General features: G+C 54.4%; 12 protein-coding genes. 8 read left to right on the top strand and 4 right to left on the bottom strand.

The window, feature by feature from the left end:
- Window positions 1-16: 16 nt before the first annotated feature.
- Entirely contained in the window at window positions 17-2851 is a 2835-nt protein-coding gene (gene ppc, locus ACIQW9_RS01940; protein WP_402332277.1) for a phosphoenolpyruvate carboxylase, read from the top strand.
- 72 nt (window positions 2852-2923) lie between these two features.
- On the opposite strand, the gene ACIQW9_RS01935 is transcribed toward ppc, so the two are convergent.
- Together ACIQW9_RS01935 and ACIQW9_RS01930 are read right to left on the bottom strand one after the other, a co-directional pair.
- The gene (locus ACIQW9_RS01935) at window positions 2924-3730 is read right to left on the bottom strand and encodes a LytR/AlgR family response regulator transcription factor (RefSeq protein WP_402332274.1); all 807 of its coding nucleotides are present in this window, start codon (window positions 3728-3730) and stop codon (window positions 2924-2926) included.
- On the bottom strand, window positions 3727-4773 hold the full coding sequence (locus ACIQW9_RS01930; protein ID WP_402332272.1) for a sensor histidine kinase: 1047 nt from the start codon (window positions 4771-4773) through the stop codon (window positions 3727-3729). Before ACIQW9_RS01930 ends, ACIQW9_RS01935 begins: the two co-directional genes overlap by 4 nt.
- 79 nt (window positions 4774-4852) lie before the next feature.
- On the opposite strand from ACIQW9_RS01930, the gene argH reads away from it, so the two are divergent.
- The 3 genes from argH to ACIQW9_RS01915 all read left to right on the top strand — a co-directional run bounded on the left by argH (window position 4853) and on the right by ACIQW9_RS01915 (window position 8858).
- Complete coding sequence (gene argH, locus ACIQW9_RS01925; RefSeq protein ID WP_402332269.1) at window positions 4853-6247, top strand: argininosuccinate lyase; 1395 nt, start codon at window positions 4853-4855, stop codon at window positions 6245-6247.
- Between the two features lie 316 nt (window positions 6248-6563).
- Window positions 6564-7148 carry a TRAP transporter small permease subunit gene (locus tag ACIQW9_RS01920; protein WP_402332266.1) on the top strand — a complete coding sequence of 195 codons (585 nt, stop codon included), beginning with the start codon at window positions 6564-6566 and terminating at the stop codon, window positions 7146-7148.
- Between the two features lie 15 nt (window positions 7149-7163).
- On the top strand, window positions 7164-8858 hold the full coding sequence (locus tag ACIQW9_RS01915; protein WP_402332263.1) for a TRAP transporter large permease subunit: 1695 nt from the start codon (window positions 7164-7166) through the stop codon (window positions 8856-8858).
- A gap of 164 nt (window positions 8859-9022) precedes the next feature.
- Here the strand turns inward: ACIQW9_RS01915 and ACIQW9_RS01910 are convergent, their stop codons facing one another.
- Window positions 9023-10102 carry a TRAP transporter substrate-binding protein gene (locus ACIQW9_RS01910; protein WP_402332260.1) on the bottom strand — a complete coding sequence of 360 codons (1080 nt, stop codon included), beginning with the start codon at window positions 10100-10102 and terminating at the stop codon, window positions 9023-9025.
- A gap of 176 nt (window positions 10103-10278) precedes the next feature.
- The gene (pmbA, locus tag ACIQW9_RS01905; protein WP_402332257.1) at window positions 10279-11643 is read right to left on the bottom strand and encodes a metalloprotease PmbA; all 1365 of its coding nucleotides are present in this window, start codon (window positions 11641-11643) and stop codon (window positions 10279-10281) included.
- 86 nt (window positions 11644-11729) lie between these two features.
- Between pmbA and yjgA the strand changes: the two genes are divergently transcribed.
- From yjgA to ACIQW9_RS01885, 4 genes are read left to right on the top strand one after another with little or no spacing between them, the layout of a single operon-like run.
- The gene (yjgA, locus tag ACIQW9_RS01900; RefSeq protein ID WP_402332255.1) at window positions 11730-12314 is read left to right on the top strand and encodes a ribosome biogenesis factor YjgA; all 585 of its coding nucleotides are present in this window, start codon (window positions 11730-11732) and stop codon (window positions 12312-12314) included.
- Window positions 12298-12912: a molybdopterin adenylyltransferase gene (gene mog / locus ACIQW9_RS01895; RefSeq protein ID WP_402332252.1), complete on the top strand. Its 615-nt coding sequence runs from the start codon at window positions 12298-12300 to the stop codon at window positions 12910-12912. The genes yjgA and mog overlap by 17 nt, the downstream gene beginning before the upstream one ends.
- A gap of 36 nt (window positions 12913-12948) precedes the next feature.
- Entirely contained in the window at window positions 12949-13611 is a 663-nt protein-coding gene (locus ACIQW9_RS01890) for an alpha/beta hydrolase (protein ID WP_402332249.1), read from the top strand.
- Window positions 13612-13647: 36 nt separating this feature from the next.
- A complete protein-coding gene (locus ACIQW9_RS01885; protein ID WP_402332246.1) occupies window positions 13648-13995 on the top strand; it encodes a hypothetical protein in 348 nt (115 codons plus the stop codon).
- The last annotated feature ends 307 nt before the right edge of the window (window positions 13996-14302 follow it).

Below are 14302 nucleotides of genomic sequence, written 5' to 3'. Positions count from 1 at the left end.
ATTGCATTTTTCAACTATGGCAAAACAACTGAAAACTCCACCGCGCGCGCTCACCCCTTCCGCTAACAAAGATGCGCCACTCAAGGAAGATATCCGTTTGCTGGGACGCCTGCTCGGCGACGTCTTGCGCGATCAGCAAGGCGACGCGGTATTCGAAATAGTGGAAACCATACGCCAGACTGCCGTTCGCTTCCGCCGCGAATCTGATGCACAGGCCGGCACCGATCTCAACAAGCTGCTGAAAAAGCTCACGCGCGAACAAACCATTTCTGTGGTGCGCGCCTTTTCCTATTTTTCACATCTGGCCAATATCGCGGAAGATCAGCATCACAATCGCCGTCGCCGCGCCCATTTGCTGGCAGGCTCCCACGCGCAAGAAGGCAGCGTCGCCTATGCACTGGAAAAACTGCACGATGCCGGCGTCTCCGGCGCCACCGTGCGCAAGTTCTTCAAGGATGCATTGATTTCGCCGGTGCTGACTGCGCACCCTACCGAAGTGCAGCGCAAGAGCATCCTCGATGCCGAACATGAAATTGCCAGCCTGCTGGCCGCGCGCGATCTGCCGATGACAGCCAAGGAACGCGCGGAGAATACCGAGCGCATCCATTCACGCGTCACGACCTTGTGGCAGACCCGCATGGTGCGTTACACGAAATTGACCGTCGAAGATGAAATCAACAATGCGCTGTCGTATTACCGCATGACCTTCCTGCGCGAATTGCCGGCGCTGTACGAAGACATCGAATCCGAAATCGCCGAACGATTCCCGCAGCGCGCCAGCAGCGTCAGCCGCGAACAGCCCTTGTATGTACAGATGGGCAGTTGGATAGGTGGCGATCGCGACGGCAATCCGAATGTCAATGGCGACACGATGCGACTCGCACTGGCGCGTCAATCAACCACCATCCTCGAGTTCTATCTGGAAGAAGTGCACGCACTGGGAGCCGAATTGTCGATTTCGACCTTCCTCGCCGGCGTCAGCCCGGAAGTGCAGGCACTGGCCGACAAGTCGCCGGACACGTCCGAACATCGCACCGACGAACAATATCGTCGCGCACTGATAGGCATGTATGCCCGTCTGGCGGCGACGGCACGTGCGCAAGGCGCATCCGTGCTGCGCAAGGAAATCGGCTCTGCGCCGGCCTACGACAATGCAGCCGAGTTCTCCCAAGACCTGCAGGCGCTGGCTGATTCCCTGAGGGCGCGTCACGGCGCGGTCCTGATCAAACCTCGTCTGGCATCCCTGCTGCGGGCAGCGGAAATTTTCGGCTTCCATCTGGCCTCGCTGGATATGCGTCAAAGCTCGGACGTGCACGAACGCGTATTGAGCGAGCTGTTCAAGTGCGCGCAAGTTGAGTCTTCTTACGCTACCCTGCCGGAAGAAAAGAAAGTGGCATTGCTGCTGTCCGAACTGGATATACCGCGTCTGCTGTATTCACCGTATATCGACTATTCGGATGAAACCAATTCCGAACTGAGCACCCTGCGCGCCGCCAGCGATATTCGCAAACGTTACGGCGCACGTGCGATCCGCAACTACATCATCTCGCACACGGAAACCGTGTCCGACATGCTGGAAGTGCTGTTGCTGCAACGCGAAACCGGTCTGTTGCGCCCGGATACAGAAAAAAATTCGGCCGGCGAACTCGAACTGATGGTGATCCCGTTGTTCGAGACGATTCCCGATCTGCGTCTGGCTGCTACCATCATGGAACAGGTGATGGCAATTCCGCTGATCAGAAAACTGATCGCCAAACAGGGCCATCTGCAGGAAGTCATGCTTGGCTATTCGGATTCCAACAAGGATGGCGGCTTCCTCACCTCGAACTGGGAACTGTACAAGGCGGAAACGCAACTGGTCGAAGTTTTCAATAGTGCCGGCGTCAAGCTGCGCCTGTTCCACGGTCGCGGCGGCACAGTCGGTCGCGGCGGCGGCCCAAGCTACGAGGCGATTCTGGCGCAACCACCGGGCACCGTGAACGGCCAGATTCGTCTGACTGAACAGGGTGAAATCATTGCATCGAAATTCTCCAATCCGGAAATCGGCCGTCGCAATCTGGCACTGCTGGTTGCCGCGACACTGGAAGCCAGCCTGACACCGCCGCCGTCCGAAAGCCGGCATGCGAAAAAGCTGGCCGAGTTTGAAAACGTGATGGGCGAGCTGTCGGAACTGGCATACAAGGCTTATCGCAATCTGGTGTACGAAACCCCGGGTTTCACCGATTACTTTTTCTCGGCTACGCCGATTGCAGAAATTGCCGAACTCAATATCGGTTCGCGTCCGGCTTCCCGCAAGGCGACCCGTCGCATCGAGGATCTGCGCGCCATTCCATGGGGTTTTTCATGGGGTCAATGCCGCTTGTTGCTACCGGGCTGGTACGGCTTCGGCAGCGCCATCGAGCAATGGCTGGAACAAGGCGATAACAAGGCCAAGCGTGTGGCTACGCTGCGCGCGATGCTGAAGGAATGGCCGTTCTTTGCCACGCTGCTGTCGAATATGGATATGGTCCTGTCGAAAACCGATCTGGCCGTCGCTTCGCGTTATTCGGAAATGGTCAGCGACAAGAAGCTGCGCAACAGCATCTTCAAGCGCATCGTCACTGAACACGAACTTACCTCGGCATCGCTGACACTGATCACCGGCAAGAAGGAACGCCTGGCCAACAATCCGCTGCTGGCGCGCTCCATCAAGAACCGCTTTGCCTATCTCGATCCGCTGAATCACTTGCAGGTTGAGTTGATCAAGCGCCATCGCGCCACCATGAACGGTGGCGATGTGGATGATCGTGTCCGACGCGGCATTCATCTGTCCATCAACGGCATCGCAGCCGGCTTGCGCAATACCGGCTAGGCAAGCTTCTGCAGCAACAAAAAAGGAAGCGCATGCGCTTCCTTTTTTATCGCCTGCACACCACGAATGCCGCTACCGCACCAAAGCTTTGACTGCCGGCCACTGGCGTCGTGAAATCGGCAGACGATCGCTGATGCCGTGCAAAATCACTTGCCATGATTCCTGCGCACGATCGCCATCGTTATTGCCGTCGTTTTCCAACTCCACCAACAGCTGTCCGCGTTCCACGCCGACAATCGCATCACGTGCGACCAGCGCATTGCGATGCACGCGTATGAATTGCCGGGAAAACTCCTGTTCCAGCGCGGACAATGCGGCCTCCAGCAGATATTCACGCTCGCGCGTGCGCAAGGTAACGTATTTCGCTTCCGCCTTCAGATACAACACCTCATTCACTGGCACCAGCAACAGGCGCCCGCGTTCCTGCACCGAGAAATTCCTGCGCACGGTGTGCAGCGTGGCAGCCGCATCCGCAATCAATTTTTTTTGCGCCCCTGCACTCTGCTTCAAGACATGCGCGCGCCGGATCGCTTCCGCCAGACGTGCCGTGCGCACCGGCTTGAGCAAGTAATCGAGCGCACGCACCTCGAAAGCCTGCAATGCATATTCATCATAGGCAGTGACGAAAATAATCGCTGGTGCCGCCGCTTCATTCTGCGCCAGATGCGCTGCCATCTCGATGCCCGTCATGCCGGGCATTTGTACATCCAGCAGCACGATGTCCGGCGCCAGTTCGGCAATCCGGTCCAGCGCCTGTTGCGCCTGCGATGCTTCGCCTACCAGCTCATGCGGGCATTCGGCGGCGATGTCCGACAGCAGCGTCGTCAGGCGCGCACGCGCCGGCGCCTCGTCATCGACGATGAAAATACGCGGCATCATGCGCCAGCCTTGCGATAGGGAAAATGAAGATGCAATTTGAATTGCCCTTCCACCACCTGCGTCGTCAATTGCGCCTCCATATCGTATAAAAGCGTCAGGCGTTCACGGATATTATCCAGCGCCATGTGGTTGCCGGTCGACACTGCACCTGCATGAAATGGATTACTCATCACGACCTCGATACGGTCGCGTACGCGACTGATGGCGATGCTGATCAGCGCCGTATCGGCCGATGGTTCGACGCCGTAATGCACGGCATTTTCCAGCAATGGTTGCAGCAGCAATGCGGGTACGGTCGCCCGCTGCAAGCTGTCGCCGGAAATATTTTCCATATCCCATGTGACCTGCAAGCGTTCTCCCAGTCTGATTTTTTCTATTGAAAGATACTGCATGCCTATCCTGATTTCATTGCCCAGCGTCGTAATGTCGCGCGCATCGCGCATCAGGATACGGAATAGATCCGCCATATCTTCCAGTGTACTTTCTGCGCGGCGCGGCTCCGTGCGTATCAGCGACAGCACCGCATTCAGGCTGTTGAACAGAAAATGCGGACGTATGCGGGCCTGCAATGCCTGCAGCCGCGCCTCGGCCAGCGCAGGCGAAAAGGCACGTGTACGTAGTTCAAAATAATGCTGCAAACCGATACCGAACAGCGCCGCGCAGACAATACCTTCGGACGCCGATAGCCTGCTCAGGCTGATCATGCCGTTCGCATCGTTAAGCAGGTAATGAATGATCAAGCCGGTAATCGCCGCCGGCAGCAAGGCGCAAGCCAGACGCTGCCCCCACGGCGGAATGGTTCTGATCAGGCGACGCAAGCCGCACAAGCCCAGCAAGGACAGCAGGCTGGCCAGTTCAACCAGCATCGACGCTTCGACAAATGCCAGCAAACCGGCATACACACTGGCCGCATTGATCAACATCACCACCAGCACGACGCCGTTAACAAACAACAGCGACTTGACCATGATGCCGATGTTGCAACAATCGGGAATCACGATCTCGATGGGCTTTGCTGGCGCGGAATCTGACAATGGCTGCATGGTTAAGGATTTATCACGGCTGGGTGTGGGATGGCGAGCTTGGGTTGATCTATAATCGCGTATTCATCAGGAACCAATTATGACAGCACAACTCTCCAAAAAAGGCGAAGCCTGGTCGGCCCGCTTCAACGAACCCGTCTCGGATCTCGTCAAGCGCTACACCGCCTCGGTATTTTTCGACAAACGTCTGGCGCAGGTCGATATCCAGGGTTCGCTCGCCCATGCGGAGATGCTGGCGCATCAGAATATCATCAGTCAGGAAGACCACGCTGAAATCCGGAGCGGCATGGCGCAGATTCTGGAAGAAATCACGGCCGGCAAATTCGAATGGCTGCTGGATCTGGAAGACGTCCATCTGAACATAGAAAAACGCCTGACCGAACTGGTAGGCGATGCCGGTAAGCGCCTGCATACCGGCCGTTCGCGCAACGATCAGGTCGCCACCGACATCCGTCTGTACGTACGCAGCGAAATCGACAATATCGTCGGCCTGCTGCGCGACTTGCGTCTGGCCCTGCTCGATCTGGCTGAACAGCATGCCGATACCATCCTGCCCGGCTTCACGCACATGCAGGTGGCGCAGCCGATCACGTTCGGCCATCACATGCTGGCTTACGTCGAAATGTTCAGCCGCGATGCCGAGCGCATGCAGGATTGCCGCAAACGCGTCAATCGCCTGCCGCTGGGCGCCGCTGCACTGGCCGGTACCACTTTCCCTATCGATCGCGAACGCGTCGCGAAAACGCTGGGTTTTGATGATGTCTGCCACAACTCGCTGGACGCCGTTTCAGATCGTGACTTTGCAATCGAATTCTGCGCCGCTGCCGCACTGATCATGACCCACGTGTCGCGCATGTCGGAAGAACTGGTGATCTGGATGAGCCCGCGCATCGGCTTCATCGATATCGCAGATCGTTTCTGCACCGGCTCGTCGATCATGCCGCAAAAGAAAAATCCTGACGTACCGGAACTGGCGCGCGGCAAGACCGGCCGCGTCAACGGCCACCTGATCGCCTTGCTGACCTTGATGAAAGGCCAGCCACTGGCCTACAACAAGGACAATCAGGAAGACAAGGAACCGCTGTTCGACACCGTCGACACCGTCATCGATACGCTACGCATCTTCGCCGATATGGCGACTGGTATCACCGTCAAGCCCGATGCGATGCGCGCCGCTGCCTTGCAAGGCTATGCAACCGCCACCGATCTGGCCGACTATCTGGTGAAAAAAGGTTTGCCCTTCCGCGATGCGCATGAAGCAGTGGCACATGCAGTACGCGCCTGCGTCGATCGCGGTATAGACCTGAGCGATCTGACGCTGGAAGAAATGCATGTCTTTTCCAAGTTGATCGAAGCGGATATTTTCGAAGTGCTGACGCTGGAAGGTTCCGTTGCAGCACGTAATCATGTCGGCGGAACAGCGCCGCAACAGGTGCGAGCAGCTATTGCCCGGCATCGCGCGAAGCTAATTTAATGCAAGTTTTATAAATGTCTCACTCAATCTCTGGACTCTGAAAAATCCAGAGATTTTTTTATTCGCTTTCCATCTGCCGCTCACCCGGCAATAGATTAAAAAAAACACTTATTTTTCGACAGGAATCATACAATCGTCAGCGATCATTTAATCTATGTAATGTTGGTGTCAGCAACAGGCTGTATCCTCTCGTTTATGAGAATGGGATAGATGTGCGCATCCCAAGAGCATAACAAGCAAAAGCTGTTGTACGGGAACAAAAGAGACAAGCCCTGGCTTATGTTTTATTCAATTTCAATCTGGAGACAAAAAAATAATGTCTTTTTTACTATCGCTATCGCGATTCATTGATGAACTCAATGAAAAAATCGGCCACGGCATTAGCTGGGCCTTGTTGCTTGCCGTCATCATCTGCAGCGGCAACGCCAGCGTCCGCTATCTCTTTAATATCAGCTCGAACGGCTGGCTGGAAATTCAGTGGTATTTGTTTGCCGCCATCTTTTTGCTGGCAACCTCCTACACGCTGCGTCGTAACGAACATGTGCGCATCGATGTCGTCGTCAGCCATTTTTCCAAGCGCACGCAAGTCTGGATCGACCTGATCGGCTTCCTCGTCTTCCTGATGCCTGCCACCCTGCTGATTTTTTATTACGCTGCACCTTATGCCTGGATGTCCATCCAGAATCAGGAAGTGTCCAGCAATGCCGGCGGCTTGATCGTATGGCCTGTCAAATTATTGATCCCGGTCGGTTTCTTCCTGCTGGCCTTGCAAGGCATATCTGAAATCATCAAGCGTATCGGCTATCTGAAAGGCCTGGTTCCTGCCAGCGCATTCGAAAAGCAAGCCGCTACCCCGGAAGAAGAAATTGCGGCGATCAAAGCTGCGAATCAAATTAACTGATCGCCAGGAACACTCATGACTGAATTTCTCATTGCGAACATGGCGCCGATCATGTTCGGCGCACTGGTCGTATTTTTGCTATCCGGTTTCCCGGTTGCCTTTTCCCTCGCTGCCAACGGCTTGTTCTTCGGCCTGGTCGGCATCGAAGTCGGTTTGCTGAAACCTGAATTACTGCAGGCATTGCCGAATCGTATTTTCGGCATCATGTCGAACGACACGCTGCTGGCAATTCCATTCTTCACCTTCATGGGGTTGATTCTGGAACGCTCCGGCATGGCGGAGGATTTGCTCGATACCATCGGCCAGCTGTTCGGGCCTTTGCGCGGCGGCGTTGCCTATGCGGTTATTTTTGTCGGCGCCTTGCTGGCGGCAACCACCGGCGTGGTCGCTGCTTCCGTCATCTCGATGGGCTTGATTTCCCTGCCTGTCATGCTGCGCTACGGCTACGATAAAAAGATTGCCACTGGTGTCATTGCTGCATCAGGCACGCTGGCGCAAATCATTCCACCATCGCTGGTATTGATTGTGATGGCCGATCAGCTGGGTCGTTCAGTCGGCGATATGTATCAGGCTGCTTTCGGCCCCGGCTTGATGTTGACGGCGATGTACGCGGGTTACGTGCTGATTATCTCGATAGTCAAGCCAAAATGGGTGCCTGCCCTGCCAGAGGAAGCGCGCAATCTGCGACAACCAGATGGAAAAAGCGGTGTCCTTTCCTTGTTCGTATTGATCGTTGGAACCGGTATCGCCTGCTTTGTGATTGAAGAAATCCTGCTGGCCAGCAATCCGAAACTGCATGCCGATGAAGGCATTATTTACGCTGCAACATTGAGTATTGCCGGCGCCTTTCTGATTGCCTACGTCAACCGCAAAATGAAGCTGGGCCTGCTATCGAAAATCGCAGAGCAAGTAGTGTTTGTACTGGTACCACCGCTGGCCCTGATTTTCCTGGTACTCGGCACAATTTTCGTCGGTATTGCCACGCCGACTGAAGGCGGCGGCATGGGCGCGTTTGGCGCACTGGTGCTGGCATTGATGAATCGCCGCTTGACGTGGGATTTGCTGAAGCAGGCAATGAACTCGACTTCGCGTCTGTCCTGCTTCGTCATGTTCATTCTGATCGGCTCCAGCGTATTCGGTCTGATCTTCCGCGGCGTCAATGGCGATCTGTGGGTAGAACACCTGCTGACCTCTTTGCCGGGCGGTACCGCCGGCTTCCTGATCGTGGTCAACATCCTGTTCTTCGGTCTCGCCTTCTTCCTCGACTTCTTCGAACTCGCATTCATTCTGGTGCCGCTGGTCGGCCCGGTCGCAGAAAAGCTGGGGATCGATCTGATCTGGTTCGGCGTACTGTTGAGCGTGAACATGCAAACCTCGTTCATGCATCCACCGTTCGGCTTCGCCTTGTTCTATCTGAGATCGGTGGCCCCCAAAGAGGTGAAAACTTCAGATATTTACTGGGGTTCCGTACCGTTTGTCGTGATTCAAGTGATCATGGTCACATTGATCATCGCCTTCCCGAATCTGATCTCGGTCGACAAGAAAACCGATATGCACGAGAAGATCGAACTCCAGATCGATATGGGCGGCGACCAGGAATATGGCTCGCGCGGCGGGATGGATCTGGATTTCTCGGGTGGCGACAGCAAGCCTGAATCAGCAAGCGACGAAGCTCCTGCACTGAACTTCTCGGAACCAGACAAGAAGTAAAATTTTCTGCTCCTGACAATCCCGCATGATTCGCTCTGCGGGATTTTTTTATGCCTGATGCAAGAGAACGATTTTTTTGCCGCCCGTTTTTTTGCAGTCGACCTATTTTCAGGCGAAAAAAAACCGCAGGGATAAGCCTGCGGTTTTGCTAGAACAAGAACTGCTTATTTACGACCGATCATGAAGTTCTGCATCGGTGCTTCAGCAACTGAAGCCCATTGGTTCTGATCCTGACGGAAACGCTTCCATGGTTCGTAGATCTTCGCAAACTTGGCGTTCTTCGCGGCTTCGTCGTTCATGACATCGGTCGCTGCCTTGTAGCAAGCTTCCATAATCGGCTTGGAGAACTGACGCAGCTTGACGCCGTTTTTCAACAAGCGTGCCAATGCGGCCGGGTTGCGTGCATCGTATTCCGCTTGCATGACAACGTGCGCTTCGTACGATGCGGCTTCAACGGCTGCCTGATATTGCTTAGGCAGTTTTTCCCATTCCTTGATGCCGATGTAGAACGACAGTTGCAGACTTGGCTCCCACCAGCCTGGTGTGTAGTAGAACGGAGCAACCTTGTTGAAGCCGAGTTTCTCGTCATCGTAAGGGCCAATCCATTCTGCTGCATCGATCGTGCCTTTTTCCAGCGCAGGATAAATGTCGCCACCCGCAATCTGTTGCGGCACCAGGCCGAGACGCTTCATCACGACACCAGCGAAACCGCCGATACGCATTTTCAGGCCTTGCAGATCTTTTACTTCCTTGACCTCTTTACGGAACCAGCCACCCATCTGGGTACCGGTATTGCCGCCCATGAAGTTGACAATGCCGTAATCCTTGAAGAAAGCACGTGTCAATTCACGACCGCCACCTTGATCGAACCAGGCGGTTTGCTGACGCGAGGTCAGGCCGAAAGGTACTGCGCCGTCGAATGCGAATGTAGGATCCTTACCGAAGTAATAGTAAGAAGCGCTATGACCCATTTCAACTGTACCCGCTTGCACAGCATCCATCACTTGCAACGCCGGAACAATTTCGCCGCCGGCGAAAGGACGGATATTGAATTTACCGTCGGTCAGTTGAGAAACACGTTTGGTAAACACATCCGACGCGCCGTAAATCGTATCAAGCGATTTAGGGAAGCTGGACGCCAAACGCCAATTGATCGTTGGGTTGGCTTGTGCAAAAGAAGGCACGGCAACCGCACCTACCGATGCGCCTACTGCTGCTTTCTTGAGGAATGAACGACGTTCCATTTTGTCTCCTGATTTGGTTAACGACAAGACTTCTATTAAACATTTCCATCTTTACAGATGGTGAAAATGCATAATAAAAATTAGGTTGTAAGTGTTATGTAAGCAGCGCGAAGTAGAAATTTTTTGCAGCTTTACACTCTAGACAACTAGCATAACCATACTACGAAAACGCCGTATTAACCACCAGCAACCACCATATTTTCAATCAATATCGAACCCGTATTTTTCGTTCCGCGCATCAGCGTATCGGCACCGATTGCGACGACCTGCATGAAGATATCTTTCATGTTGCCGGCAATCGTGATTTCCTCCACCGGATACTGGATCACACCCTTTTCCACCCAGAATCCGGAAGCGCCACGCGAGTAATCGCCGGTCACGTAATTCACGCCCTGCCCCATCAGCTCGGTCACCAGCAAACCGGTGTCGAGTTTTTTCAGCATGGCCTTGAAATCGTCTGTCGGTTGCGTCAGCGAAGACGTCATCGTCAGATTATGTGAACCGCCGGCATTGCCGGTCGTTTGCATGCCAAGCTTGCGTGCAGAATAAGTCGACAGAAAATATCCCTGCACCACACCATCTTTCACCACATCGCGGCGACTGGTTTTCACGCCTTCTTCATCGAACGGCGAGGAACCCACTGCGCCTATGACGTGCGGATCTTCGGTAATTTGCACATGCGAGGCGAATGCAGATTTGCCGAGCGAATCGAGCAGGAAGGTGGATTTGCGATACAGCGCACCGCCAGACACTGCCTGCACGAATGCGCCGAGCAGGCCGGCCGCCAGTGGTGCTTCAAACAGAACCGGGCATTTGCGCGTATCGAGCTTGCGCGCATTCAAACGTGCCAGTGCACGTTGCGCGGCATAACGTCCGATGGTTTCCGGTGCCGCCAGTTTGGCTGGGTCCCGCATCGATGAATACCAGTCGTCGCGTTGCATATTGCTGCCTTTGCCGGCAATCGGCGCTACCGAAATGGTGTGACGCGAGTAGGGATAACCACCGATAAAGCCGCGCGAATTGGCGGACACAAAATGCGATTGTTGGGCGTAGACGCTGGCACCTTCGCTGTTGGTAATGCGCTTGTCGACAGCAAAGGCCGCCGCTTCACCGCGTTTGGCCAGTTCGACTGCTTCCTCCGTCGAAATCAGCCATGGATAACACAGTTGCAAATCGCGCGGATTGCGTTCCAGCATGTCTTCGTCCGGCAAACCGGCGCAATCGTCTTCTGCTGTAAATCTTGCAATGTTGTACGCCGCCTCGACCGTATCCTTCAAGGCCTTTTGCGAGAAATCAGAGGTGCTCGCATTACCGCGACGGATATGGCGTTCTTCACCCAGATAAACCGTGACGCCCATGCCCTTGTCTTTGTTTTGTTCTATCGTTTCCACGCCGCCCTTGCGTACTGAAACCGACAAACCGCTGCCTTCGCTGATCTCGACAGCTGCATTGGATGCGCCTTTTTCTTTTGCGTAACGCAGCACATCCTGTGCAAGTTGCTTTAACTGATCTTGACTATGTATAAACACTGAATCGCTCATGGGGGTCGTTTTCTTCGGAAATGCGTCTAAAACAGTTATGATAGCAGTCGTTTACAGAATGGCTACGCGCCTTATCAATTCCCATCATGCCAAATCCAAATCGAGGCTCCTGCGGCTTCAAATCCACCGAATTCGAGCAGGAATACGAGCGCCCGTCCAAATCCGAGCTCAAACGCCAGATGACCGCCCTGCAAAAACTGGGTGAAGAGCTGATTGCCGAACCGCGCGATCGCGTCAAACGCGTACCTATGCCGGAAGACGTGCGCGACGCCATTCTCGAATGCCAGTTGATCAAGGATCATGAAGGTCGTCGTCGCCAGACACAATATGTCGGCAAGAAAATGCGTACGCTGGAAGAGCACGAACTCGTTGCCATTCAAAAAATGCTCGACAGCTGGAAAGGCGCATCCAAATCCGAAACAGCCGCGCTGCATGCGATCGAACGCAAGCGCGACAAATTGCTGACCGACGATAAAGCCCTGACCGTTTTACTGGAAGAAAATCCGCAGCTGGATGCACAACAACTACGCACCCTGATACGCAATGCGCGCAAGGAACAAGCTGAAAGCAAGCCGCCGAAAGCGTATCGCGAAATTTTCCAGATTTTGAAATCCCTGCAGGCTCCGGCTGCGCAAGACAACAATGAGGAAGACGATGTCGAAGAAGAGTAATCCTGACGAATTGAAAATCGGCCTGGTGTCGATTTCCGACCGTGCCTCCAGCGGCGTATATGAAGACCAGGGCATTCCTGCCTTGCAGGCCTGGTTCAGCGCCGCGCTCAGCAGCGCATGGACAATGGAAACGCGCCTGATCCCGGATGAACAGGCTGCCATTGAAAAAGCGCTGATCGAACTGGTCGACGTCGAGCACTGCGATCTGGTCATCACTACCGGTGGCACCGGCCCGGCCCGGCGCGACGTAACGCCCGAAGCCACCATCGCTGTCGGCACCAAGGAAATGCCCGGCTTCGGCGAACAGATGCGTCAGATCAGTCTGCACTTCGTACCAACTGCGATCCTGTCGCGCCAGGTTACCGTGATCCGCGAAACGGAAGGTCACGCTGCATTGATCATGAACCTCCCCGGCCAGCCGAAATCCATCAAGGAAACGCTGGAAGGCTTGAAAGATGCAGACGGCAAGCAGCTCGTCGGCGGCATCTTTGCTGCCGTTCCTTATTGCATAGACCTGATGGGCGGCCCCTACGTTGAAACCAATGAAGCCGTCTGCAAGGCATGGCGCCCCAAACACGCGATCCGCCCAGCAAAATAATTCTTAGCAATTTTTTCCGTAATTTCATATCACATCATGACTCTGAAAACCGTCGAACTCGTTACCGCACCTAACCCAACCGTAGCCGTCATCTGGATGCATGGCCTCGGCGCCGATGGCAATGACTTCGTGCCTATCGTCAAGGAACTGGACCTCACAGGCTGCCCTGGCATCCGCTTCGTTTTCCCGCATGCACCGATGCTGGAAGTCACCATCAATGGCGGCCGCATGATGCCGGCCTGGTACGACATCTCAGCGACTGAGTTCGGCCGCGACGACGACGAAAAAAGCGTGCGCGATTCGCAAGTCGACATCAATGCATTGATAGACCGTGAAAAGGAACGCGGCATCGCCGCCGACAAAATCCTGATCGCCGGCTTCTCGCAAGGTTGCGCAATGACATTCCAGACTGCGCTGCGCCATCCGGAAAAACTCGGCGGCCTGCTGTGCCTGTCCGGTTATCTGCCGCTGGAAGATTCGTTTGAAGCAGAACGTAGCGCCGCCAACCAGCACACACCTATCTTCTACTGCCACGGCCGAGACGATCAGGTCATTCCGATCACGCGCGCGCAGCAAACGCTGGCCTTGCTGCAAAAGCACGGCTACGAAGTTGAATGGCATGAGTACGATATGCCGCATTCGGTGTGTATGGAGGAGATTATTGATCTCAGCAATTTCCTGAAACGTGTATTGGCTTGATATTTTTTCTTTGAACGATGAAGGAAGAAGACGCGTTTGACGCGTCTTTTTTTTGCCATGAATTTTCTGTTCAGTGATTGGAAATTATGGCCTTCCTTTGTTACTCGTCCCACTGTATTTTTTGATACTCAGTTGCCGGGGGTAGCCCGGCGGCTACTCACTTTTCTTGCTTCGCCAAGAAAAGTAAGCAAAAGAAGGCGACCGCACAGCCGCTGCCCTTCGGGTTCCCGTTTGTGCAAAGCAAAAAATGGGAAGCGAACGAAACTCGCCTTCGGCTCAAACAACGTTCACTTCTTTTTCCATTTTCTGCTTTGCACAAACGGCAGCGTCACAGCGGGCGAACTTCAACGACAGTTCAACGACAACAGCATTGTCGCGAACTAACTCAACAATCAATAAATGGTTAAGGTGTAGACGTTGCGGTTGCGGTTGCGGTTGCTTTTGACCTTAACCGCATGTGACGTTGCCAAGGCAAGCGATCGTCAGGCGGATAAAGAGCGCAAACCTGTTTGAGCCGAAGGCGAGTTTGTTTGTGCTCCCGACTGATGATCGTTTGACTTGGGAACCCGCGCAGCGGGCAACGGCTTTGCGTCGCCTTTCTTTGCTTACTTTCTTTGGCGAAGCAAAGCAAGTAAGTGGCTGCCGGGCCATCCCCGGCAACTGAGTATCAAAAAGAATCATCCCCACAAAT

It is taken from the genome of Herminiimonas sp. NPDC097707 (genome assembly GCF_044761395.1).
Lineage (GTDB): Bacteria > Pseudomonadota > Gammaproteobacteria > Burkholderiales > Burkholderiaceae_D > Oxalicibacterium.
This window is presented reverse-complemented; position numbering and strand designations above follow the sequence as displayed.

Bases quoted from the DNA above. Each gene is read 5' to 3' on its own strand.
- ppc (WP_402332277.1), top strand. From the start codon at position 17: ATGGCAAAACAACTGAAAACTCCACCGCGCGCGCTCACCCCTTCCGCT.
- ACIQW9_RS01935 (WP_402332274.1), bottom strand. From the start codon at position 3,730: ATGATGCCGCGTATTTTCATCGTCGATGACGAGGCGCCGGCGCGTGCG.
- ACIQW9_RS01930 (WP_402332272.1), bottom strand. From the start codon at position 4,773: ATGCAGCCATTGTCAGATTCCGCGCCAGCAAAGCCCATCGAGATCGTG.
- argH (WP_402332269.1), top strand. From the start codon at position 4,853: ATGACAGCACAACTCTCCAAAAAAGGCGAAGCCTGGTCGGCCCGCTTC.
- ACIQW9_RS01920 (WP_402332266.1), top strand. From the start codon at position 6,564: ATGTCTTTTTTACTATCGCTATCGCGATTCATTGATGAACTCAATGAA.
- ACIQW9_RS01915 (WP_402332263.1), top strand. From the start codon at position 7,164: ATGACTGAATTTCTCATTGCGAACATGGCGCCGATCATGTTCGGCGCA.
- ACIQW9_RS01910 (WP_402332260.1), bottom strand. From the start codon at position 10,102: ATGGAACGTCGTTCATTCCTCAAGAAAGCAGCAGTAGGCGCATCGGTA.
- pmbA (WP_402332257.1), bottom strand. From the start codon at position 11,643: ATGAGCGATTCAGTGTTTATACATAGTCAAGATCAGTTAAAGCAACTT.
- yjgA (WP_402332255.1), top strand. From the start codon at position 11,730: ATGCCAAATCCAAATCGAGGCTCCTGCGGCTTCAAATCCACCGAATTC.
- mog (WP_402332252.1), top strand. From the start codon at position 12,298: ATGTCGAAGAAGAGTAATCCTGACGAATTGAAAATCGGCCTGGTGTCG.
- ACIQW9_RS01890 (WP_402332249.1), top strand. From the start codon at position 12,949: ATGACTCTGAAAACCGTCGAACTCGTTACCGCACCTAACCCAACCGTA.